This window comes from Actinomadura sp. ATCC 39365, assembly GCF_054392275.1.
Genome location: NZ_CP184335.1, coordinates 2,919,795 through 2,943,810 on the forward strand (window position 1 = coordinate 2,919,795; position 24,016 = coordinate 2,943,810).

At 67.4% G+C, this 24,016-nt stretch carries 13 protein-coding genes; 10 read left to right on the top strand and 3 right to left on the bottom strand.

Annotated features, from left to right (window positions below; genetic code table 11):
- Positions 1–7: 7 nt before the first annotated feature.
- Entirely contained in the window at positions 8–1,171 is a 1,164-nt protein-coding gene (locus tag ACNF49_RS14700; protein ID WP_482944042.1) for a winged helix-turn-helix domain-containing protein, read from the top strand.
- A gap of 5 nt (positions 1,172–1,176) precedes the next feature.
- Here ACNF49_RS14700 and ACNF49_RS14705 read toward each other — a convergent pair whose 3' ends face one another.
- Positions 1,177–2,796, bottom strand: a complete 1,620-nt coding sequence (locus tag ACNF49_RS14705; RefSeq protein ID WP_482944043.1) for a condensation domain-containing protein — start codon at positions 2,794–2,796, stop codon at positions 1,177–1,179.
- Entirely contained in the window at positions 2,793–6,752 is a 3,960-nt protein-coding gene (locus ACNF49_RS14710) for a non-ribosomal peptide synthetase (RefSeq protein WP_482944044.1), read from the bottom strand. Before ACNF49_RS14710 ends, ACNF49_RS14705 begins: the two co-directional genes overlap by 4 nt.
- Before the next feature lie 151 nt (positions 6,753–6,903).
- Between ACNF49_RS14710 and ACNF49_RS14715 the strand changes: the two genes are divergently transcribed.
- From ACNF49_RS14715 to ACNF49_RS14730, 4 genes are read left to right on the top strand one after another with little or no spacing between them, the layout of a single operon-like run.
- Positions 6,904–7,719, top strand: coding sequence for an SDR family oxidoreductase (locus ACNF49_RS14715; protein ID WP_498702448.1), 816 nt, complete (start codon positions 6,904–6,906; stop codon positions 7,717–7,719).
- Complete coding sequence (gene glyA, locus ACNF49_RS14720; protein ID WP_482944046.1) at positions 7,703–9,049, top strand: serine hydroxymethyltransferase; 1,347 nt, start codon at positions 7,703–7,705, stop codon at positions 9,047–9,049. Before ACNF49_RS14715 ends, glyA begins: the two co-directional genes overlap by 17 nt.
- Positions 9,019–9,792: a HalD/BesD family halogenase gene (locus ACNF49_RS14725; RefSeq protein ID WP_482944047.1), complete on the top strand. Its 774-nt coding sequence runs from the start codon at positions 9,019–9,021 to the stop codon at positions 9,790–9,792. The genes glyA and ACNF49_RS14725 overlap by 31 nt, the downstream gene beginning before the upstream one ends.
- On the top strand, positions 9,792–10,634 hold the full coding sequence (locus tag ACNF49_RS14730; RefSeq protein ID WP_482944048.1) for an EamA family transporter: 843 nt from the start codon (positions 9,792–9,794) through the stop codon (positions 10,632–10,634). Before ACNF49_RS14725 ends, ACNF49_RS14730 begins: the two co-directional genes overlap by 1 nt.
- Before the next feature lie 316 nt (positions 10,635–10,950).
- Here the strand turns inward: ACNF49_RS14730 and ACNF49_RS14735 are convergent, their stop codons facing one another.
- Positions 10,951–11,094, bottom strand: coding sequence for a hypothetical protein (locus ACNF49_RS14735; protein WP_482944049.1), 144 nt, complete (start codon positions 11,092–11,094; stop codon positions 10,951–10,953).
- A 329-nt stretch (positions 11,095–11,423) separates the two neighbouring features.
- Between ACNF49_RS14735 and ACNF49_RS14740 the strand changes: the two genes are divergently transcribed.
- The 5 genes from ACNF49_RS14740 to ACNF49_RS14760 all read left to right on the top strand — a co-directional run bounded on the left by ACNF49_RS14740 (position 11,424) and on the right by ACNF49_RS14760 (position 23,198).
- Positions 11,424–11,780, top strand: a complete 357-nt coding sequence (locus tag ACNF49_RS14740) for a helix-turn-helix domain-containing protein (RefSeq protein WP_482944050.1) — start codon at positions 11,424–11,426, stop codon at positions 11,778–11,780.
- A gap of 116 nt (positions 11,781–11,896) precedes the next feature.
- Positions 11,897–12,211, top strand: a complete 315-nt coding sequence (locus ACNF49_RS14745) for a hypothetical protein (protein ID WP_357972821.1) — start codon at positions 11,897–11,899, stop codon at positions 12,209–12,211.
- A 21-nt stretch (positions 12,212–12,232) separates the two neighbouring features.
- Complete coding sequence (locus ACNF49_RS14750) at positions 12,233–12,610, top strand: DUF6461 domain-containing protein (RefSeq protein WP_482944051.1); 378 nt, start codon at positions 12,233–12,235, stop codon at positions 12,608–12,610.
- Positions 12,611–13,996: 1,386 nt separating this feature from the next.
- Complete coding sequence (locus tag ACNF49_RS14755) at positions 13,997–22,702, top strand: DNRLRE domain-containing protein (RefSeq protein ID WP_482944052.1); 8,706 nt, start codon at positions 13,997–13,999, stop codon at positions 22,700–22,702.
- A gap of 160 nt (positions 22,703–22,862) precedes the next feature.
- The gene (locus ACNF49_RS14760; protein WP_357972691.1) at positions 22,863–23,198 is read left to right on the top strand and encodes an ankyrin repeat domain-containing protein; all 336 of its coding nucleotides are present in this window, start codon (positions 22,863–22,865) and stop codon (positions 23,196–23,198) included.
- Positions 23,199–24,016 lie beyond the last annotated feature (818 nt).

Here is a 24,016-nt window from a genome sequence, read left to right on the forward strand (position 1 = left end):
CACAGACTTGCTGACAGAAGAAGAGATCCGCGCCCTGGCTCTGCGTGGCCAGGGCTTCGGAGAGAGCTACCGACGCCCGGTCGACGTGCTGAAGCGTCTGGGCGTGATCCAGCTCGACTCGGTGGACGTCCTGGCCCGCAGCCACGAACTCACCGTCTTCTCCAGGTACGGCGCCTATGACCCCCTGCACCTGAACCAGCAGGTCTACGACGATCGCACGGGTTTCGAATACTGGGGTCACTCCATGAGCTGGATCGACCTGGCCGACTACCCGTTATTCCTGCACAGGGTCGAGCACCTGAGGGAGTCGGGCCGTGGGGCCAGCACGGTCAACAAGGAGGTCCGCGACGAGCACGCCGAGCTCTATGCGCACGTCCTCGACATGGTCGACGCGAAGGGCCCGGTCAGCGCCGCCGACTTCTCCGGCGCCGGATCGGGCGGATGGTGGAAGCTCAAACCCGCCAAACAGGTCCTGGAGGACCTCTTCGACCAGGGCGTCCTCATGTGCGCAGGCAGGACCCAGGGGTTCGCGCGGCAATACGACCGCGCCGAGCGGGTCCTGCCGCCGCGCACAGACACCCGCAACCCCGGCCAGGAACGGGCGGCCTACGAGTTGATCGTCAGGGCGGTCGCCAGGATGGGGATCGGAACGGCACGGGAGGTGGCCGACTACTACCGGCTGCACAAGTGGCCGGCTCCCTGGCGGGAGGCGCTCGCGCGGGCGGTCGCCGACGGCAGGGTCACCGAGCTCAAGATCCCAGGCTGGCGAGGCCACGCCTACGCGGACCCCGCCTGCCTGGACGGCCCCAAGACGCTTCCCGACCACCCGCCCACCTTCCTGTCACCGCTGGACAACCTGCTGTGGGACAGGAAACGTATCCAGCGGGTCTTCTCCTTCGAGCACACCTTCGAGATCTACGTTCCGGCGGAGCGCCGACGTTACGGCTACTACGTCCTCCCGCTCCTGGCTCGCGGTGCCCTGGGCGGGCGCGCGGACCTCAAACTCGACCGTCAGCACGGCGTGCTCCAGGTCCGCGGGCTGTGGCTGGAGGGGGCGAGCCCCCAGGAGGCGGCCGCGGCCCTGCGCACTCTCGCCCAGCATGTACGCGCCGACGACATCGCGCTCGACGAGGGTGAGCACAGGGCCCAGATCGTGCGGGCCCTGAGCTGAGCAGACTACTGCCGGGCCCGGCGCAGCGCCGCCGCCAGGATGGTGATCGCGAGCTGGGCGGGAGTGGGGTTCAGGAAGACCTCGGCAACGGGGACGGGCACGTCGAAGTCTTCCTGAAGCTTCCGCGCCAGGTACATCGCGGCGACCGAGTTGCACCCCGCCTCGAACACGTCGTCATGCAGGCCGAAGTCGTCGAGGTCCAAGACCTCTGCCGTCAGTGCGCAGATCCTGCGCTCCACCTCGGTTTCCGGCGCCGTGTAGGGGCGGGCCGCCGGCCGTTCCCCGCGTACGTCGGCCCGCGGTGTCCACAGCGGCGGAAGGGGCAGGTCGGCGACGGTCCGCGCACCCTCGGCGAAGGCGGTGAGCACCCCCGCGAAGTCCTCGTGCAGCCGTTCCACTCCCGGCCGTGACACCACACCGGAATCGTGCGTGGTCCGCAGCGTCAGCTCTCCCGCGAGCGTGACGGTGACGGTGAGGGGATATCCGGTGCGGATGCTTGCCCCGGGCACAGCCTCGCGATGAACGGCGACGCCGTCCCCCAGCGGGGCGAGCTCGAGGTCGCCGGGGTAGTTCTGGAAGACGAACAGGCTGTCGCAGGTGGTCGCGGACAGGCTCTTCCCGCTCCAGCCGTGGATCTGTCCGGGTGAGCACCACTGGTAGTCGGCTCCGACCGCCTGCCGCCTCTGCAGATCGAGCAGCCAGGCGTCCAGCGGCTCGTCACCGGGGCCGGCGACGAGCACGGGGACGTTGTTGAGGAACGGCCCGACCAGCCGGTCCACATCGTCGATCTCGAACGGTCTGCCCGCCATGGTGACCGCGAAGATCGTTCCTGCCCGCCCGTTGTAGCGCGACAGCAGAAGTCCCCACAACGACCGGGTCAGCACGTTCGGCGTCACCCTGGCGCGACGCGCCCGCTGGACGAGTGCCTCCGCGGTGGCCGAGGTCAGCGCGCTGCGGACCTCTTGCGGATGCGATACGCCCGCGTGGTGTGACGGACGCAGCAGCGCGCCCAACTGCCCGCAGCCGGGTGTCGCCTCCGCCAGTTCGCCACGCCAGTAGCTCTCCGCGTGTACGTCGTCCTGGGCCTTGAGCCAGTCGAGGTAGACGCCGAAGTCGGTCGGCTCGCGAGGCGTGCGGGGCTCCCTGTAGTGCCAGGCCGCCTCTTCGAGCATCAGCTCGGCGGACCAGCCGTCGACGATCAGGTGATGCATCGTCACCAGAATGACGTGCTCGCCTGGCGACAACCGCCCGATGGAAAGCCGCAGCAGCGGAGCCTTGTCCAGCCTGAACTCCCGCTTCCCGTCGGCTCTGGCCAGTTCGGCGAGTGCTGCTCCCGGGTCCGTGCCCGCCAGATCGGTGATCGTCACGGGCAACTCGGCCGAGCGGTTGATCCGCTGGACGGGCGCGGCGCCGTCCAGCCGGACGAAACAGGTGCGCAGCGCCGTGTGCCTGTCTACAAGGCGCTGCCAGGCTTCGCCGTACCGGAGGGGGTCGAAGGGGCCGGTGCAGCGCAGGGCGTACTGCACCAGGACGGCGGGCGACAGCGGGTCGCGCACGCTGTGCGCGAGCATGAGTTCCTGGATGGGGGTCAGCGGGAACTCCGCCGTGGTGGCCTCGTCCGTCATGCCGGCCGCCTTTCCTCACTCAGCGAGCGCATGCTGCGGACCAGCACGTCCGCCAGGGCGCTCGCGTCGTCCTTGATGAAGTAGTGGCCGGCGTCCCGCAGCACTTCGAGCCGTACCGACGAGAAGTGCCTGAGCCAGTCGCGGTACCTTTGCGCACCGTCGTCAGCGGTCGTCGGGTCGGCGCCACCGAGCACACAGAACGCCGGAACGGGAAGCGGAGCGTCCGGCGCGGCGCTGAAGTAGCGTCCGGCCTGTCGCTGGTCGTGGCGGACCAGCCGGAGCATCTCCGCGCGGTCGAGTGGCAGCACGTCACCGTCCATGCCGCCGAGCGAGCCGAGGAACTCCGCCAGCTCATCGTCGGACAGGGACTCGTCCCGTGCGAGCGCAGCGAGCGGATCACGGACGACGAGCGAGCCGCCGAGGAAGACCGCCTGCGGAGGACGGCCGGCATCCACCAGTCCTCGGGCGATCGCCACCGCCAGGGCGGAGCCGACGCACTGGCCGTACACGGCGATCGGACCCGGCGTCCGTGCCAGCTCGCGGACCACCTGCCCGGCGACGTCCGCCACCTCGGCGAGCTGCTGACCGGTGAAGTCATGTCCGGGGATCGCGACGGCCGTCAACGCCACCCCGTCGGGCAGCGCCCGCGCCAGGGGTTGGTAGGAGATGGCGTTGCCGCCCCCGTACGGCACGGCGACGATGGTCAGCCGGGGCGCCGTCGAGGTGCGCAGAGGCAGGAGCAGCGGTGTCTGCTGCGGCTGTTCGCTGTCCGCCCGCGCAGCGAGCGCGGCGACGGTCGGGCTGGTGAACAGCGCGGCGACGGGGAGGTCGGGATGGAACTCGCGAACCGCCCTGATCGCCAGGAAGGAGTCCCCGCCGAGGTCGAAGAAGTCCTCCTCCAGACCGATCTCCTCATGCCCGAGCAACCGGCACCAGATGTCGTGGACCTTCCGCTCGGTGTCCGTCATCTCCCGGCTCGGCGCGGTGGCCTGTGCGGTGGGTGGCTCCGGGAGAGCACGCCTGTCGAGCTTGCCGTTGGGGGTGAGCGGGAACCGGTCGAGCACCACGATCGCCGACGGCACCATCGCCTGCGGGAGCGCTCGCGTCAACTCGGTCCGCAGCCGCGCGGGATCCGCGGTGCGACCGGGGGCGGCGAGCACGTAGCCGATCAGGCGGCGCTCGATCGTGCCAGGGGCCATGACCACCGCGTCCACCACGTCGGGGCTCTTGCGCAGCTGTGCCTCGATCTCGCCCAGCTCGATCCGGACGCCGTGGATCTTGACCTGGAAGTCGCTGCGCCCGAGGAGCTCCAGCAGACCGTCGGGGCCGTACCTGGCCACATCCCCGGTGTCGTACATACGATCGCCGGGGACCCCGGAGAAGGGGTTGGGCACGAAACGCTCCGCGGTCAGGGCAGGACGGCCGTGGTAGCCCCAGCCGACTCCGATGCCGCCCAGGTACAGCGCGCCCGGCACGCACTCGGGAGCGGGCTCGCCGGCCTCGTCCACCACGTAGGCGAGTTGGTTGGCCATAGGACGGCCGTACGGGATGCTCTTCCACGCGGGATCGACCTCGCCGACGGTGTAGATGGTGGAGTCCATCGACACCTCGGTGGCGCCGCCCGCGCTCACCACGGTCGCGTGCGGAGCGATCGCGCGGATGCGATCGGGCAGCGAGAGCGGAATCCAGTCCCCGCCCAGGAACACCAGGCGTAGGTCCGGCAGGGTGGTCCCGTCGCGTTCCGCCTGGTCGACGAGGAGGCCGAGCAGCGGCGGGGCGGAGTGCCAGATGGTCACCCGCTCCTCGCGCAGCGTCTTCAGCCAGCGCTTGGGGTCGCGGGAAGTCTCCGCGTCCTGCATCACGACGGTGCCGCCCGCGGCGAGGGTGCCGAATACGTCGTACGTGCACATGTCGAACGTGGGGGAGGAGATGGCGAACAGCCGGTCCTCAGGGCCCACGCCGTAGCGCCGGTTGTAGTCGGTGACGTTGGCGACCCGCCCACGATGGTCGAGCAGGATGCCCTTGGGCACACCGGTCGAGCCCGAGGTGAACAGAACGTTGGCGAGATCGGCAGGACCGGCCGTCGGCCGCGGCGGGGTGGGAGCGCCGCTCCCGTCCGCCCCGACGTCGATGCCCCCCTCGCCCACCCGTTCGGGGCCGGCGACGATGGCCGCCACCGGTACCTGCGCCAGCATGGTGTCGAGCCTGGCCTTGGGGTAGGCAGGGTCGAGCGGCAGGTATGCGGCGTTCGCCTTCAGCACGCCGAGCATGCCGACGACCAGATCCGCCGACCTGTCGAGCAGCAGCCCCACGGGGTCACCTCGGCGCACGCCGGCTTGTTCGAGCCGTCTGGCCAGGCCGTTGGCCAGGCGGTCGAGTTCGCCGTAGGTCACCCGCCGATCCCCTGATATGACCGCCAGAGCGTCAGGGTCGGCTGCCGTACGTCGCTCGAAGAGCCCGTGCAAGGTCGACGTCCTGGGGAAGTCGACCGCGGTGTCGTTCCAGTCGCGTACCGCCCGCTCGCGCTCGGCGGACGTCAGCATCGGCGCGGCGAGTGCCCTACCGTCAGGGGCGGCCACGAGACTCCGCAGCAGCGTCACGTAGTGCGCCATGAACCTGCTCACATACGCTTCGCTGAAGACCTCGGTCCGATGCTGGACGTGACATCGGAACGTGTCGCCGTGGCGGCGGAAATCCAGCAACAGGTCGAACTTCGCGGTCCGCGCGGGCACGTCGATACGCTGCGCCGTCACTCCGGCCAGCCGCGGCAGCACGTCATCGCGCTGGGTGATCTGCATGAGGATCCTGGTGAGCGGGGAGGCGCCCCTGCCTCCCGCCGAGCCGAGTTCACCGACCAGCCGCTCGAACGGGACCTCCTGGTTCTCGTAGGCGTTGACGCACGTCCGCATCACACGGCCGAGGAGCTCACGGAAGGTCGGATCGCCCGACACGTCCGTCCGCATGACGACCGTGTTGATGAAGAACCCGATGAGCGGCTCGAGCTCCGGTCTGGTCCTGCCATGCATGGGGGCGCCGATGGCGATGTCCCTGCTGCCGCTGTAGCGCGCCAGCAGCACCTTGAACACGGTCATCAACCCCATGAACAGGGTGGCGCCCATGGAGCCGCAGAGCTCACGCAGGTCGTCGACGAGGTCGCGGGGCAGCTCGGCCACATGCTCGGCGCCGGCGGAATCCGGCAGCAGGGCGGCGACACCGTCGGTGGGTAGATCAAGCGGGGTCAGGCCGTGGAGAGCCTCCCGCCAGTAGGCGAACTGCTCGGCCTCCTGCCGGGTCTGCTGCCAGGCGGAGAAGTCCGGGTACTGGACGCTCAGCGGCTCCAGGACGGGCTCGTACTGCTCCATTCCGGCGTCGTACCAGCGTTCGAGCTCGGAGAAGAAGACCATCATCGACCAGCCGTCGACCACGATGTGGTGCAGGGTCAGCAGCAGGACGTGGTCGCGCTCAGCGAGCCTCAGGATCCGCGCCCGCAGCAACGGGCCGCGTTCCAGATCGAAAGGTATTCCGGCTTCCTCGGTGACCGAATGGCTGTGCCATGCGTCGGCGTCCTCACGCGTGAGCCTGATTTCCAGGGTGTCGTGCACCACCTGATAAGGCTCGCCGTTCTTTTCCGCGAAAGTCGTGCGCAATGCTTCGTGCCGCTCGACGATTCGATTGATCGCGGTTTCCAGGACATTCGCATTCACTGGACCTGAGAGCCGGAAGGCGTACGTGCAGTTGTATGTCGGGTCGCCGGGATTGAGCTGGTCGAGAAACCACAGCCTGCGCTGCGGAGACGACAGTGGAACTCGGTGGTCCCCGTCGCGCCGTCGAATGGCGGCGGACCCATTGGCCGCGCGCGGCGCCACCAGGCCGAGGTCCTTCTCCAATCGAGCGCGCTGCGCAGGAGTGAGTGAAGTGAGGGTGGCCTCGACGTCACCGCGATCAGCTGAATACATGGGGGAATCGTAGGTCGGCGCCGCTTTTCCCGGGCTGCCTGATGGCTGGCGGACCTGTGCCGTTTGCGTGCACTGGTCTGCCGGAATGCGGCCGCCTTCGGTATTGATCCTTTAGTGTTGGCCTGCTATTCCGAGAAAGGGTGTCGAGATTGTGAATATCGGCCTGGCCGGGAAAAGGGCGATCGTGCTCGCCGGAACCCGTGGATTGGGCTGGGGCGCGGCCGACGCGCTCGCGCAGGAAGGATGCGAGGTCGTGGTCTGCGGCAGGTCCGTGACCTCCTCCTCCACGAAGCACCCCGCCGTCACGGCCCTGCCCTGCGATCTGCGGGACGCGGACCAGCTCGACGCCTTCCTCTCCGCGGCGATCACCATGCTCGGCGGCGTGGACGTGCTCGTCACCAACTGCGGCGGTCCGAAGCCCGGCGCGGCGGCCGGGGACGCGCTGACGGATGACGACTGGACGGAGGCGTTCCACTCGGTGCTGCTCAGCGTGGTCCGAGGGTGCCGCCGGGTGATCCCGCTGATGCGGGCGCAGCGCGGCGGGGCTGTCATCTGCGTCGGCAGTACGTCCGCGATCCAGCCGATCCAGGGACTCGCGCTGTCCAACGCGTTGCGACCGGCCCTGCTGGGATTCGCCAGGACGCTGGGGGAGGAGGTGGCCGCGGACGGTGTCCGGGTGAACTGCGTGCTGCCCGGCCCGTTCGCCACGGAAAGATCACTGGAGATCAGCAGCTGGGAAGCGGCAGCGACATCCGGCGACACCGCCTCCGTCCTGCGTCGGCGCACGCGCGCCACACCGCTCGGCCGGCTCGGCGTTCCTGAGGAGCTAGGACGGCTGGTCGCGTTCCTCGCCGGTGAGACGGGTTCGTTCTGCACCGGCACGGCCGCGGTGATGGACGGCGGCTTCTCCCTCAGGCCGATCGGCCTCGCCCACGACGAACAGGAGCATCATGCGGGTTCTCACTGAGCTGTCGCAGATCAGTGAACTGCTGCAGCACGGCTACGAGCGGCTGGTCCAGGACGACGCCGTGCTCGCGGCCGCGCTGGGCCGCGACCTCGCCCGGCAGAAGAACACGCTCAACCTCGTAGCCTCGGTCAGCCTCGCCGATCCGTCGGTCCTCGTCTCCGCGGGTACGAGCCTGTCGAACGTCACGGTGGAAGGCTATCCGGGCGCGAGGTTCCATTCCGGCTCCATCGACGTCGACTGCGTGGAGAGCCTGGCCGTCGAACGCGCGCGCCTCGCGTTTCGCGCGCAGTACGCCAACGTGCAGCCGTACTCGGGGTCGGCGGCGAATCTCGCGGTGCTGTCCTGCCTGCTGCCGCCCGGTGGCACGCTGCTGAGCCTCAAACTCGACTCGGGTGGGCACCTGACCCACGGCGCCCGGGCCTCCATCACCGGGCGGCATTACCGGGCCGTCCACTACGGGCTCGATGATCAGGGGCTCATCGACTACGAGTCGGCGCACGAACTGGCCTTGAGACATCGGCCAGGGGTGATCATCGCCGGGTCGAGTTCGTACCCGCGGACCGTCGACTTCGGCCGGATGCGCATGATCGCGGATTCGGTGGGGGCCTACCTGCTGGCCGACATCTCCCACATTGCGGGGCTCGTGGTGTCCGGCTGCCATCCCAGCCCCGTCGACCTGGCCCATGTGACGACGACGAGCACGTACAAGCAGCTCGGCGGGCCACGCGGCGGCCTGATCCTGCTGGGGCGAGAGGCGGATACGCCGGTGGAGAGCAGCGGGCTCACCCTCGCGGAGAGCGTGCAGCGCGCGGTGTTCCCCATGACGCAGGGAACGCCGAACCCCGGCGCGATGGCGGCCAAGGCGCGGGCGTTCGACCTGGCCGTCCAGCCGCGCTTCCGGCAGACGTGCCTGCGGATCGTCGCGAACGCCCAGGCCCTGGCGGACGAGCTCTCCTGGCGTGGCTTCCATCTGCTCAGCGGCGGCACGGACACTCATATGATCATGATCGACATCGTCGGCAAAGGCATGAGCGGATATGTGGCGGAACGCGCGCTGGAACAGTGCGGCGTGCTGGTCAACAGAAACGTCATCCCGGGGGACAGCAGGGCCCCGTCCATAGCGAGCGGAGTACGGCTGGGCAGCACCATCGCATCGCAGCGCGGAATGGGCGCCACCGAGATGAAAACCAGCGCGGCGCTGGTGGACCAGGTGCTGTCGGCCGTCACTGCCCGGGGCGACCGGGCATTCGTGCTCGACCAGGACGCGAAGTCCTCCGCCTCTGCGGCCGTCGCGCGACTGTGCGCCGACTTCCCTCTGCCGCACTACTGAACCCTGACCATGGAAAGGAGGCGACGGTCATCGAACGGCCGCGTTCCGTCGACACGGACGACATCATCAGAGCAGGCCAGCACCTCCACCGCTTCGGCTACGCGAAAACCCCCTTCCTCGTGCCGGACGGCGTCAAAGCACTCGTGGCTCGCGAAGCGCTCGCCCTCGTCGACGAGGTGGGGGTACGGCGCGACGTGTCCTTCAAGGAAACCGGACACACCCCACGGCGCATGCGGAACGTGACACGGCACGAGATCGGAGAACGCGGAACAGTCATTCCCCGGCTCTACGAGTCCCAGGAGCTCAGAGACTTACTGGGCGCGATCGCCGGCGAGCGCGTCCTGCCGTGCCCCTACCTTCCAGAACAGTTCGTCATCACCGTCCTGGAAAGGAACGGTGACACCCACGGCTGGCACTGGGACGACTACAGCTACGCGCTGGTCTGGGTGATCGAGTGCCCGCCACTCGAAGAGGGTGGCTTCGTTCAATGCGTGCCCGGTACCACGTGGAACAAGGAGAATCCGCAGATCAACCGGGCGCTGGTGGACAATCCCATCTACTCCATGGAGCTCATGCCCGGAGACCTCTATCTGATGAGAACGGACACCACGCTCCACCGGGTCCACGAGATCAGAAGCGGCCGCCGGACGATCATCAACATGGCCTACGCCTCCGCCGCCGACGCGGACAAGGACATCACCCACGAGACCATGGACTCGCTCTGGTCGGAAGGCGAGCGTTGATGCTGGCTGCCCTTCTGGCAACGAGCGCCGCCGTTCTCTACGGGACCGCCGACTATCTCGGCGGTGTCGCCGCGAGAAGGGTCTCCGCCCTGACGGTGGCGCTCTTCTCCCATCTGTCCGGCGCGGCCACCGTCGCTCTGCTGCTCGTGTTCACCGCCGGCCCCCCAGGGGCGTGGACGCTCGCCCAAGGCGCCCTGGCCGGCCTGGCCAGCGGCCTGGGGCTGGCCCTCTTCTACCGCGCGATGACCATGGGAGCGATCTCGGTGACCGCCGCCGTGACGTCGGCGACCTCCGCCTGTGTCCCGGCGATCTACGGTTTGGCCGCAGGTGAACGGCCGAACCCCCTCTCGCTCGTCGGGGTCGCGATGGCCGTCCTCGCCATCGTCCTGATCAGTAAGGAGAAACCCGAAAGTGAGGTGCCGGGCCGGAAGGGGAAGGCGGTTCTCACCGCGTTGGCCGCGGGCGCGGGGTTCGGCGGCTTCTTCGTGCTCATCCCCACCACGCCGACCGGCGGGCTGTGGCCGCTGCTGGCGGCCCGGGGCAGCTCCGTCACCCTGATCCTCCTGCTGGTGGTCCTCTCCGGCGGCCTACGCGGGATGCGCCCTCGTGGCCCGGCCCTCCGTCCGATCGTCGCGGCGGGAACGCTCGACATCGCGGCCAACATCCTTTTCCTGTTCGCCAAACAGGAGGGCATGCTGAGCCTCGTCGCGACCCTCTCCTCGCTGTATCCGGTGAGCACGCTACTGCTGGCGGGGGTCTTTCTCGACGAGCGGCTGGGCAGGATCCAGATAGCCGGGATCTGCCTCGCACTAGTAGCGGCAATCATGATCACCAGCACCTAGACGAGCAAGCCGGCAGGTGCTCGTCCGGGCCGGGTGTGCGGTTGCGGCATGACGGGCGCAGCAGCCGCGCCCCGCGCCCGGCCAGGAAGGCGTCCAGTTCGACGAAGACGTAGCTTCCGGCGCGGTGATCAGCAGGGCGGGCCGTTCGGTGATCACCATGAGTACCCGGCGTTCGTCGATGTTCGGGGAGCAGCGCCTTGTGCGGACGCTTGTTGTAGCCCGACTGGTTCAAGCCACAGACGCTGAACCAGCGGCCGTAACAGGCCGGCGTGTCCCGGCGTGAGCGGTGGGTGCGGTGTCCGAGGGGCGGGGCGGTTCAGGCGGGGTAGGTGATGGTGGCGCTTCCCGTGTAGTACCTGTCGTCGTCCAGCTTGGTGAAGACGAAGTAGTACGTGCCGTCCATGGGTACGTTGAAGGTGGTTCGCTGCCCCTTGGCGCACGTCAGGGTGCGGCCGTCCATGCGCGTATCGCGTCCCCAGCGTGAGCGGACGAGTCCGACGTTGAGCTTTCCGGTCCAGACGTTGCACATTGTGATGGAGAGGACGGTCGTGCCGGACTTCTGCTCCCAGGTTGAGCTCGGTCATGGCCATGACGGAGGCCGCACGGGCGGCGAACGACAGTTCGGGCATGGGTGATCCTCTTTCGCGGGACGGGGGTGGGAAGACGACGACCGCAGTCGTGTCGCAACCAGAGGCTGACATCCTGCCGAGAGCCCTGTCAGCGGCTTCGAGCTGCGCAACGAAGGCAGCAACAACCGCAACAACGTCCGGCGGGTGAAAGGAGCTTCGGATGGCGCGGGGCGGCCGCAAGGATCAGCCCATCGACCGGTCGCAGGGGCCGACCGCCGAGTTCGTGGACGACCTGCGCAGGCTGCGGGGCGGGGTGTCCCTGCAGGAGATCGGCCGTCGGATGGGCTATCACTCCAGCACCGTTTCGCGGCGGTTGAACCCGGCAGAGCTGCCCGCGTGGCGGTTCGTGGAGTCCTACGTGACGGCGTGCGGGCCGAGAGCGGGCCGTGGGAGGAACGTTGGCGCGTGCTCAGCCGGCCTGGCCCCGAAGATCAAGGACGCCCGGCGGCGGAGACGGCGGGCCCACGAAGGCCAGGGTGGCGGCTCGTCCTCGCCGCCGGTGCGGGGGGTGTGCTGATGGCCGGCCTCGGGTTCGTCCTCCTTCGGGGGCCGGGAGAGCAAGCGGCCGTCGCCATGGACACCCCGCCGCCCGCACCTGATCCCCGATACGGGTTCGCCACGCGGATAGACAGCATGGCCTTCCGCGTCCTTTCGCGGGAGTGGACCCAGACCTCGGCCGGTGACGTCGAGTTGTGGTGGAACAACTCCTGCCCGGACGGCACCACCACTTACTGGGGGGCGCTCCGGCCCGCAGGCGCGACCGCGCGGTTCAGCTGCGACTCCTGGCAGTACTACAAGTGGGGAAGTGTGCCGGCGGGCACCCACCACCTGGAGTTCCGGAAGGCTCATGACGGCCGATCGATCCATGGCTCCGGCGCGATGCGGGCCGGCATGCCGGTCGTCGTCCACCCCGAACCAGCCCCGACCCGAAGTCCGACGGCGAACTGATGGAGTTCCTGTTCCGTTGCAGTGCCGGGGAAGGGGCTGCTCGTCGACGGTCGGGTGGCCGGAGGTTGGACGGGCATCCTGCCGGCACGTTCGGACGATGCCTTCCTGCTGTCGCTGACCGAAGGAGGCCGTCACGCCCTCAGCTTCAGCATGGACATCAACGGCCATGACCGCTTCAAGTACATCCGGGACGGAAACGCCATCGTCTCCTTCCGGCCCACCTGGCCCGACTCCAGGCAGGGCAGCGACCCGCACGCGCCCGATCACCTGATGGACGGGCTGCGCTTCCAGGCCAGTGACGACCCCGTGGAAGAGGACGAGCCCCGCGATCGGGGTACTCCCCGCAGTCGCCAGATGCCGCGCGTCACCTCGGGAAACTCGGCGGCGTCCCTGACGTGACGTCCTCCCGTCCACGGGAGTTCGGTTGGTTCGAGGGATGACGGCCGCTGTCGGTGGAGGCGTTCTTCGGGCCGTGGGTCTTGTCCGAGGTCTGGCCCGGGGGCTCTCTGGTCTGTCCCGGCGGGGTGGCCTTGCGCGGGACGTCGGGCGGAGGTGTGGCCGGGCTGGACGAGGATCCGGTTGCGGGCGGAGCGGCGTGACGATGGTGTGTCGGGCGAGCGGTGACGGCGGGCGGCTGGGTGGCCCTGGTCCTGGTGCTGTGCGTGCCGGTGGGCGGGGCGGCGTGTGTGGTTCGCGGAGTTCTGGTGGTGGTGGTCGGTCGCGGTCTGGCTGCTGATCGTGTGGCCGGCGGCGACGCGATCGGCGATCTGGGTCCGGCTGCGGCGACGGCCCGTGGTGTCGGCGTGGCCGACGAGGGCACGCGGTGGAGATCACTGGCGGCTTGGCGAATGGTGGCGGTGTCGCCTGGGTCGTTGATCTCGTCGAGTGTGGTGGAGATGCCGGGGAGGGCGGTCAGGCTGATCGCGAGACCCAGCAGCAGGATGCCGGTCAGGACTGCGCAGATCTTCGCTGCCTGGGCTCGGCGGCTGTCACGGTCTGTGGCAGTGGGGGAGTGCTGGGATGTCACGTGTGTACGGACGGCTTCGGTGTCATGGCCAACCTCCGCGCTTTCTGGGCAAATCGGATTGATCTAGACATGGATGTCAGAAGTCGTCAAGATCCCGCCGCGCGAAGGCGTACGCGCATCGCATGTCGGAACGTCGTGCTGACCTGGGGTGCCAACTCCTGCCGCATCGGCGGGGCGGTCCGTCAACTGTGATCTGACCGTTATGGCAACCGGCGCCAGGTCGATCCGGCGTTCGGTCGCGGTGGGACGTCGTCGCGCAACGCCTCTCGCGTCCAGGTGTGACTGGCCCTGCCGAGAGCGGCGGTTCGTTCGTGCAGGTGGGACGGGCTCTGGGGGCCTCCTGGCGATGGAACCGGCTTGCTGTGAGTTTGCTGGGAGTCCGATCGCGCGGTTCTCCGCACAGCTGATCACGACCTGCGCTGTTTACAGGCAGTCACCTTGACGGTTCGCCGACTGGATCGCGTCCGTCGGGTGGATCTTCCCAGCGGGGAGCGCGTGTCGGCCGTATGCGAGCGCTTGTTCGGAAGTTTCGGTAAGTCGCGTTCCGTGTTTATTGACCATTTGTGTCGCTTTGTGGCGTGATTCGGATGTTTTGCTCTGCAGAGCCTTTAGGTGCTCTTTATGTGCGGCCTTCGTGGCCGTACGGAAGTGGAGTGTCTGTGTCGCGGTCATCCCCCGAGCGGCCTGTCCAGCCGCGATCCCGCCGTCGTCACGATCGGTTACGGCGGCACGTCGCCGTGCTGGTCACGCTCGTACTCATGGCCTCCCTGGCTCCGCCGGCGCCGGTGCTGGCGCAGTCGTCGGCGGCCGTTCCCACCGAACCCGGGTTGTTCTCCCGGGCGGCCTCCTGGCTGACCGGCCAGGTGGCGGACTGGTTCACCGAGGATCCGAAGGGCGAGATCCGCCCCGCACGGACCCCGGTCGCCCTGCCGGGCCGGGATACGGCCGCTCAGCAGAAGCCGGTGGCGCCGCCGCCGGGCAAGCGGGTCAAGGAGCTGACGGGCAAGCGATCCCGCTTCGGCACCGTGTACGAGCTGGAGGACGGCCGCTCGCAGGCGGAGATCTCCACCCGGCCGGTGTACTTCAAGGACTCGTCCGGGACGTGGCAGCCCATCGACACCAGCGTCGGGGCGGCCGAAGGGGACGGGTTCGTCCACGGCAACGACAGGACGGGCTTCCAGACCCGCTTCGGTGACAAGAGTGACAAGCTGGCCCGGATCGCACTGGGCAAGGGGCAGGTCACCTTCGGCGTGCCGGGTGACGCGCGGCAGATCAGCCCGCAGGTGAAGGGCTCGACCGTCACCTATCCCGGCATGTGGGACGGCGCCGACCTGATCTACACGGTCACCGCCTCCGGGGTGACCGAGCACCTGCGGCTGACCAAGCCGCCCGCCGCCGGAACGAGCTTCGCCTTCACCGTCAAAACCGGCGGTGACCTGCGGGCCACGCAGAACGGCGACGGGTCGATCTCGTTCGCCGGCCAGAACGGCAGGCGGGCCTTCACGATCCCGCGCCCGTTCATGATCGACAGTCAGGACGACGCCGCCTCGCCGTACGGCAAGCGCACCGGCGCCATCACCCAGGAACTCGTCCAGGGCCCGGGCGGCGAGGCGACGATCACGCTGAAGCCGGACGCGGCGTGGCTGGCCGCGCCCGAGCGCGCCTGGCCGGTGCTGATCGACCCCACGCTCAAGGTCAACGACTGGGCGATCTCGGTCTACGACACCTACGTCAGCAACGCCTCGGCCACCACCAACTACGCGGACTCCTGGAAGCTGCCGGTCGGCAAGACGGCGGCGGGGCTGAACCGGGCGCTGCTGTACTTCGGCGCGCCGGATGCGAGCACCCTGCCGATCGGCACCAGAATCGATCAGGCCTCGCTGGAGATGTACTTCGACCAGGCGCTGGGTGAGAGCGCGGCGGTGACGCTGGCCGCGCACGAGATCACCGACGACTCCTGGACGTGGGACCCACTGGGCACGACATGGAACAACCAGCCGGGCTACGCCGCCACCGCCGCCTCGACCGTGACCCGGCAGCCGGGCGAGCTGTCGCGCTGGCACACCTTCGACGTGACCGCGATGGTCAACGGCTGGTACTCCAGCGTCGAGGCCCCGATGGGCGGCATTCTGGTCAAGGCGGCCAACGAGGCCAAGACCGCCCCGGTGGGCGGGGTGGCCTACCAGGCGATCGACGACTTCGGTGCGGTCAATCCGCTGACGGTGGACCCCCTCGCGCACCCGCGACTGCTGGTGACGTTCGGCAAGCCGTCGGTGCGGCTGGAGCAGCCGACGCTGGCCACCTCGGTGGGCGCGTCGCTGTCATGGAGCGCCTATGCCGATCCCACCCCCGGTGACAGCGCCGACGACCTGGTGGAGTACCGGCTGCGTCACATGTGCCCGTCGGCCTGCAACCGCAGCTCCAACAACAGCAGCGGAGACTACGACGACCTGGTGGTGACGCTGCCGCCGGAGGTCACCTCGTACGTCGACACCAGCAGCGGCGCCACCGCGGAAGACGGCGCCAACCCGGACTACACCCACCGAGCCGACTACTGGGTGGAGGCGGTGCTGAAGAACGGGCAGGTGGTGCCCTCGCAGAAGGTGCGGGTGTTCCTGCCCAAGCCCGGCTACGTCACCAAGACCCTGTACGCCACGGCCGACACCACCCTGGCCTCGGGCGAGCCGGCGACCGGGCACGACGTGGTGGGCGGCCAGAAGCGGCTGCAGGCCGGTAACACCGCCACGACCCTGGCCAACACCCGCGCCGTGATCAGGTTCGACGACTACGCCACCCAGATCCCCGCCGACGCGCAGATCAGCCAGGCCCAGTTGTCGCTGTGGCAGGCGACCGCCACCGGCACCGGGGCCTCGTTCACCGCACACCGGCTCACCCGGGCATCCGACGAGAACGCGACCTGGACCAGCCCGTGGACCACGCCCGGCGGCGACATCGACGCGGCCACGCTGGGCAGCGTCACCGGGCTGACCGACACAGCCGGCTGGCGGCCCTGGACGGTCACCGACGCCGCCAAGGCCTGGACCGCCACGCCCAGCGCCAACCACGGCCTGCTGATCAAGGTCGGCAACGAGGCCGGCACGGCCAAGCAGTCGGCCCAGTTCCTGTCCAGCGAGACCAGCGAGCCGCTGCTGCGGCCCAAGTTGGCCGTCACCTACGCCGAGAGCGGCTCGGTGAGCTCGTTCTACGCGCCCGGCACCCCGGAGCGGCTGGACGTCGGCGCGACCACCGTGATCTCGGTCATGGTGAAGAACACCACCGCCGAGACCTGGCCCGGCGCCTCGACCAAGCTGTCGTACCACTGGAAGCTGCCCGACGGCACCGACATCTCCACCGCCGACACCCAGCTCAGGACCACGCTGCCGGACCTGCCGCCAGGTGCGAGCATCAGCGTGGACGCCCAGGTCAAGGCCCCCACGACCGCGCGCAACCTGGCCGAGGGCGCTCAACTGGTGTGGGACGTCCAGGACACGGTCACCAACAACTGGAAGTCGGCCACCCACCACCTGCCGGAACTGCCGCAGCAGATCCGCATCGACTCGCCCACCTCCGACCTGCTGGGGCTGGAGAAGTTCTACGCCTACACCGGCAAGAACACCGGCGCCGGGACGACCGCCCTGGTCAACCCGTACGCGGGCAACGTGGTGTGGAACTACAACGCCTTCTCCAACCCCTCCCGGGGCGCGCAGACGTTCGTCCGCACCACCTACAACAGCCTGGACACCTCCGCCGCCGCGCTCGGCTACGGCTGGTCGTTGCAGACCTCGACGCTGACCAAGCTGGGCTCGCAGCTGCAGTTCCAGCCGCCCGGCCAGAGATGGCCGGAGCAGGTGCGGCTGACCGACGGCGACGGCACCACGCATGTCTGGACGCTGGACAAGCACGGCAACACCAGCTGCCTGCCCAACACCTGCGACTACAAGCACCCCCGCGGCGTGCACCTGTACCTGCAGCGCGTGCCCGAATCGGCGGCCTCGCCCGATCGCTACTCGCGCGACCCGGCCCGCCAGTGGGTGTTCACCAAGCCGGACCGCACCCAGTTCTTCTTCGACGACGAGGGCTTCCAGTCGGCGATCGTCGACAAGAACGGCAACACCATGTCGTTCACCTACGAACGGCGCAAGTCCAACAACAAGCCCACCAAGTTCCTGCAGTTCATCACCGACGCCGCCGGTCGTAAGACGCTGACCCTGGACTATTACGCCAAGGGCCAGGACTACACCTACATCGACGACACGACCTGGAAGCCCGTCGACGACACCAAGCTGACCAACCCGCACATCATCGACAACGTCGAGTCGATCACCGACATCGCCGGCCGCAAGGTCACCTTCGCCTACACCGACAAGGGCCTGATGGCCCGCATGATCGACGGTGCCGGCGACGAGGGCGCCAAGACGTTCGGCTTCCGTTACGACGCCACCCAGGGCAACAAGAACGTCAAGCTCGTGACCGTCACGGACCCGCGCGGCAACGACACGGACCTGAAGTACTACGAGGCTCCGGTCGACCCCAAGGACCTGTGGAAGGTCGAGACGCTGACCGACCGGCTCGACGGCGTCACCAGGTTCGACTACGTGGACCCGGACGGCCCCCAAGGCGGCGTGATCAACGCCACGATCACCGATCCGCTCCAGAACCAGACCAAGTACGTGCTGGACGCCTACGGCCGGCCCGAGACGATCACCAACGCCAAGAACGAGCCCACCAGGCTGGAGTGGGACCCCGACCACAACGTCACCAAGCTGACCGAGGCCAACCAGGCGTACACCACCTGGACGTTCGACCAGAAGACCGGCTTCCCGCTCGAGCTGAAGGACGCCGAGGCCAACAAGAACGGCACCAACCCCACCACGCTGGTCTACCAGTCCGGTCTGAACGGCTACGTCGCCGACCTGACCGAGAAGACCTCGCCCGAGGGCCGCAGGTGGAAGTTCGGCTACGACGCCAAGGGCAACCTCAAGACGGTCACCGACCCGCTCGGCGTCGAGACGGCGGCAGTCGACGACTACACCACGAAGTACGACTACGACCCGCTCGGCCAGCTGACCAAGTCGACCGACGCCAACCAGAACGCCACCACGTTCGGCGACTACGACCCCTCCGGCTACCCCAAGACGATCACCGACGCCTACGACAAGGCCACCGCAACGGTCTACGACGTGCGCGGCAACGTCCTGTCGGTGACCGACGCGCTGGGCAAGAAGAGCAGCCAGACCTACGACGTCTTCAAGCGCCCGCTGGAGTCGAAGGTCCCCAAGGACCAGGACAAGAACGACTTCGTCGTCACCTCGGCCCCCGTCTACGACCGCAACGACAACGTCACCAAGTCCACCGCGCCCAACGGCGCCGTGGCCACCGCCGCCTACGACGCGGCCGACCAGCTCACCGAGTCGCTGCTGCCCAAGGACAGCGACACCGGACCGGAGCGCAAGGCCACCTTCACCTGGGACCTGGCCGGCAACCTCAAGACCCAGACCGAGCCGAAGGGCAACCTGTCCGGCGCGACCGCGGCGGACTTCACCACCACCTACGTCTACGACCCGATCTACCAGCTGACCGACGTCCTCAACGCGAAGCAGCACAAGATCACCTACACGTACGACAACGTCGGCAACACCGTCAAGGTCGTCGACCCGCGTAAGAACGCCACCGCCGACACGGCCGACTACACCGCCACCTCCACCTACGACCTCAACCACCGGCTCAGGACGTCCAAGGACGCGGCCGGGTTCGTGACGGCGGTCGACTACGACCTGGACGGGCTGGTGGTGAGCCAGACCGACCAGGAGAACAACAAGACGATCACCACCTACGACAAGCGCGGCGCCGTGATCGAGACCCAGGTCCCGCACGCCGACAACGGCGGCGACATCAAGTACATCACCACCCGGTTCGCCTACGACTGGGTCGGCAACAGGACCAAGACCATCACCCCGCGCGGCGTGGAGACCGCCGACGACGACACCGACTTCATCGCCGAGACCAGGTACGACAAGCTGAACCGTCCGATCGAGGAGATCTACCCCTTCGACAAGGACGACCCTGTCTACAACAAGCCCGACAGCACCACCTACGCCTATGACGACGTCTCCCGGCTGAAGGAGATCTCCGCCCCGCCCTCCCACGGTCAGACCGTCCGCAACATCACCACGATGACCTACTGGGACAACGGCTGGTCCAGGACCACCACCGACCCGTGGGACATCAAGACCACCTACGACTACAACAAGCTGGGCCTGCAGACCAACCGCACCGTCACCTCCGCGGGCGGCTCCTCCCAGCGCGCGCTGGACTGGGACTACTACCCCGACGGCAAACTCAAGACCCACTCCGACAACGGCGTCCCGCTCGGCCTGGACGTCGTCCTGGAGGACAACTCCGACACCGGCCAGGTCGTCGCCACCGGCTCCTGGACACCGACCTCAGCCGCCAACATCACTGGTCCGCAGGTCGCCGCCTCCACCGGGTTCGTCGGCTACGACTACGCCACCGCCCCCGCCGGCACCGGCCAGAGCAGCTTCACCTGGAACCTGACCACCCCCACCGCCGGCACCTACAAGGTCGCCGTCCAGTACCCCTCCGGCGCCACCGCCACCAACGCCAAGTACACCGTCAAGCACGACGGCGGCACCGCCGACGTGGTCGTCGACCAGACCAAGAACGCCGGCACCTGGGTCGAGCTCGGCTCCTACACCTTCACCGCCGGCACCGCCCACAGCATCACCCTCACCGACGCCGCCAACGGCACCCTGGCCGCCGACGCCGTCAAACTCGTCCGCGACACCGGCGGCGCCAGCGACACCGAGAAGAAGGACTTCTCCTACGCCTACGACGCCAACGCCAACCTGACCCGGATCGACGACAACTCACCCACGGCCAAGATCGACCTGTGGGACATCGCCTACACCAACCTCAACCAGATCCAGAAGATCCAGGAAAAGCTCGACGGCGCCCTGAAGAACACCACCACCTACGACTACAACGAGAACAGCGCCGTCACCGTCCGCACCCACGACAAGACGGTGGCCACCTACGGCTACGACGTGCGTGACCTGGTCAACCAGGTGGTCAACAAGAAGACGGCCAGCGACCCCTCACCCAAGACCACCGCCTACACCTACACCCCGCGCGCCGAACGCCAGAGCGAGACCAAGGCCAACAACAACACCGTCACCTACGACTACTTCCTGTCCGGCGTCCTGCGCCACTCGGTGGAGAAGAAGCCGAACGCCGCGATCGTCGCCGAGCACACCATCGGCTACCAGGGCAACCTGCAACGGGCCAGCGACCACGCCAAGATCCAGAACGCCGACAGCCCCGGCGCCTACCTCGACAACACCTACGCCTACACCTACGACCCCCGCGACCGCATCGCCAAGACCGTCAAGACCCCGACCGGCGGCGGCCCGGTCGAGACCGAGACCTACTCCCACGACCCCAACAGCAACGTGTGGGAGGAGGAAGTCCTCGGCAGGAAGACCACCTTCACCTACGACCGCAACCGCCTGATGACCTCCGTCAGCGGCGGCCAGACCAGTACGTACACCTACGACCCCTACGGCCGGCTGCGCACCATCCAGGGCGGCGGCAAGACCTGGGAGAAGTACACCTACGACGGCTTCGACCACGTCACCAAACACGAGAAGCTCGGCGCCGACGGCGCCACCTCGACGGTGACCACCTACACCTACGACCCGCTCGACCGCACCACCACCAAGACCGAGAAGGAAGGCACCGCCTCCGCCAAGACCACCACCTACTCCTACCTCGGCCTGTCCGGCGAGGTCCTGGACGAGGAAGTGGCCGGCAAGCTGGTCAAGTCCTTCCAGTACTCGCCTTGGGGCGAGCGGTTGTCACAGGTAAAGGTGAAGGCCGACAGTTCGGAGGAGTCCTCCTACTACGGCTACAACCCGCACACCGACGTCGAACAGATCACCAGCGAAACCGGTGACACCCGCGCCACCTACGGCTACACCGCCTACGGCAAGAACGACGACAAACTCTTCACCGGCGTCGACAAGCCCGACCCCATCGACCCCACCGCCAAGGAGGAGTACAACCCCTACCGCTTCAACGCCAAGCGCTGGGACAACTCCACCGGCATGTACGACATGGGGTTCCGCGACTACAACCCCGGCCTCAACCGCTTCCTCAACCTCGACTCCTACAACGGCGCCCTCGACGACCTGAGCCTCGGCCTCGATCCCTGGACCAGCAACCGCTACGCCTTCACCGGCGGCAACCCCATCTCACGCATTGAGATCGACGGGCACGAGCCGCGTCCTGGTCACTGTCAGCCGGGCGTCAACTGTCCGCGAACTGAGAAAGAGATCAGGGCAGCGAACAAGGAAAACCGCGACGGGCATGACCAAATGCTCAAGAATTTCAAGAAACGAGAGGACGCTAATACTCCGACCGTATATCTGGATTGTTCGGGAGAGAAGTGTCGACAGGGATTCAACATCTGGGAGAAGACCTACATCCTGATCATGTGGAGCTGGCTGAACAACACCAAAACGGCTACCACCTGCATGCAGGAGGGGGATGCTGAAGCCTGTCTGGATACTGCACTCGACGCCAGGTTCAAGAACAGGCCCCACACCCCAGACACTCCCCACGAATCCAAGTCGATTCCCTGTGACAGCTTCGTGCCGGGCACGCAAGTCCTCCTGGCGGACGGCAGTCAGAAGCCTATCGAGGAAGTGAAAGTCGGGGATAAGGTACTGGCAACCGATCCTGAGACCGGAGAAACCAGAGCAGAGCCTGTCACCGCAGTTCTGACCAGCAAGGGCGATAAACATCTCGTCCAGATCAGCGTCGACGCAGCTGACAAGGACGACGAGCGCAGCTCCCTGGTCGCCACTGATCACCATCCATTCTGGGCGCCTGAGCTGCGGAAATGGGTCATTGCCGACGAGCTCAAGTCCGGCATGTGGCTCCGCACCTCTGCGGGAACGTTCGTGCAGGTGCAGGCGGTAAAGCGATGGACCGCCGTTCAGACCGTTCACAACATGACGGTCGCCAACATCCACACGTACTATGTGGCGGCCGGCGCCGCAGCCGTACTCGTTCACAACACGAGCTGCCCACTCAAGGATTTCGTGGCGGAATACAAGGCCAAATACCAGGTAGGCAAAGGCCGGAACGCCGCCGTGGCACAGTACGATATCGACGATATGCGCGGGCAGCTCGTCGGCGTCAGCGGGAAGCATCAGTATCCGGGCTCAGTGGAGATGCCGACCGATCCGATCTTCGACCGAGGGTGGAAGGACGCCGACTCGGAGTGGAAGATACTCGAGAAGCTCGCCAAGTCGCTTAAGCCGACTTCCAAGGGCACTCTCACCATCTATTCTGAGCGTGCGATCTGTTCAGAATGCACTGGAGTGCTTGCTCAGTTCATCAAACGCTTCCCCGACATCAGAGTGAATGTGAGGACGCAATGACTTCATGAGGCCATGTGCCCTGTTTCTGCTGTTACCGCGTGCAGAAGCAGGGCACTTTGCCCTCTCGGTCTCCCGTTGATCCCGTCGGCCCTGGAGTGGCACGGGTGTACAATAACGTTGTTCTGTTCATTCAGGGTGAATATACTTGAGGAGCTTTCCATTGACCGACTCTCCAGCTCATGTCGCCGTGGAATTGGAAGACCTGCCGAGATTGCGTGAACTGCTCGATTCCGGTCATGACGTTGAGGATGAGCAGGGGTGCGAGAGCGGCTGGACGTTGCTCCGGCACGCAATCGACATCGAGTGGGACAGTCATGTTCAAACCCGCGACCCCCTGCGCGTCAACGTCACCGCCTACCTTCTTGCGCGGGGTGCGAATCCGTTGAGGGTCATCGGGGGGAAAACCATTCTCGCCGAAGCGGAGGACTGCGGTCATTGGCTCGCCGTCGACATCATGAAAGCATGGATCGAGCGAGCGAAGAATCCGTCCGAATAGCGGCTCCAGATAACAGTCTCGCCTGGCGACATGTGACCGCGACTCTGTCCCGGATGACGTCAACTGCGTGGGAGCTGCTCGAGAGTTTGCAGCCGCCTGGCGTCACCGTGACGGCCGAAGGGGGATCTCGCAGTGACCAGCCCCTGGAGGCCCAGGGTCGTGGTCACCCCATGCGTAGGAACAGCACGCCAACACGAGGGCCGGCGGCCGACACCGCTGGGATCATCGTCGTCGACTATGTCAGGCAGCGTTGTCGCGGCCGGTCCAACGCCGTCAGCATGGTTCGGCGCTCGTCGTGATCCACCGGGCAGGGGTCCGTGCATCGTAACCTGAAGCCGCCGACATTGCGCTCATGCAGCTCAAGGTGCATGTGAGTCATCGTGAAGGGCTCCCCAGGGTCAGTCTTGTCGGCGTGCCTCGAACCGTTCGTTCTTGCGCGGACCATGCCACAAGTGCGCGCCGACTCGCCTCGGATCCTTCGACGCCCTGCGCCCGATGATCGGGTTCAGAGCACAGCCCACCGACGGCAGCGCGGCATCTGAGTCTCGTGACGCTGGGAGGAGGAGGTCCTCGGCAAGAAGACCACCTTCACCTACGACCCTAACGGCCGGCCGCGCACCATCCAGGGCGGCGGCAAGACCTGGGAGAAGTACACCTACGACGGCTTCGACCACGTCACCAAACACGAGAAGCTCGGCAGCGACGGCACGACCAACACCGTCACCACCTACACCTACGACCCGCTCGACCGCACCAGCACCAAGACCGAGAAGGAAGGCACCGCCTCCGCCAAGACCACCACCTACTCCTACCTCGGC

Coding starts and splice junctions, on each gene's coding strand:
- ACNF49_RS14705 (WP_482944043.1), bottom strand. CDS start 2,796: ATGACGGACGAGGCCACCACGGCGGAGTTCCCGCTGACCCCCATCCAG.
- ACNF49_RS14710 (WP_482944044.1), bottom strand. CDS start 6,752: ATGTATTCAGCTGATCGCGGTGACGTCGAGGCCACCCTCACTTCACTC.
- glyA (WP_482944046.1), top strand. CDS start 7,703: ATGCGGGTTCTCACTGAGCTGTCGCAGATCAGTGAACTGCTGCAGCAC.
- ACNF49_RS14730 (WP_482944048.1), top strand. CDS start 9,792: ATGCTGGCTGCCCTTCTGGCAACGAGCGCCGCCGTTCTCTACGGGACC.
- ACNF49_RS14735 (WP_482944049.1), bottom strand. CDS start 11,094: ATGGACGGCCGCACCCTGACGTGCGCCAAGGGGCAGCGAACCACCTTC.
- ACNF49_RS14740 (WP_482944050.1), top strand. CDS start 11,424: ATGGCGCGGGGCGGCCGCAAGGATCAGCCCATCGACCGGTCGCAGGGG.
- ACNF49_RS14745 (WP_357972821.1), top strand. CDS start 11,897: ATGGCCTTCCGCGTCCTTTCGCGGGAGTGGACCCAGACCTCGGCCGGT.
- ACNF49_RS14755 (WP_482944052.1), top strand. CDS start 13,997: ATGGCCTCCCTGGCTCCGCCGGCGCCGGTGCTGGCGCAGTCGTCGGCG.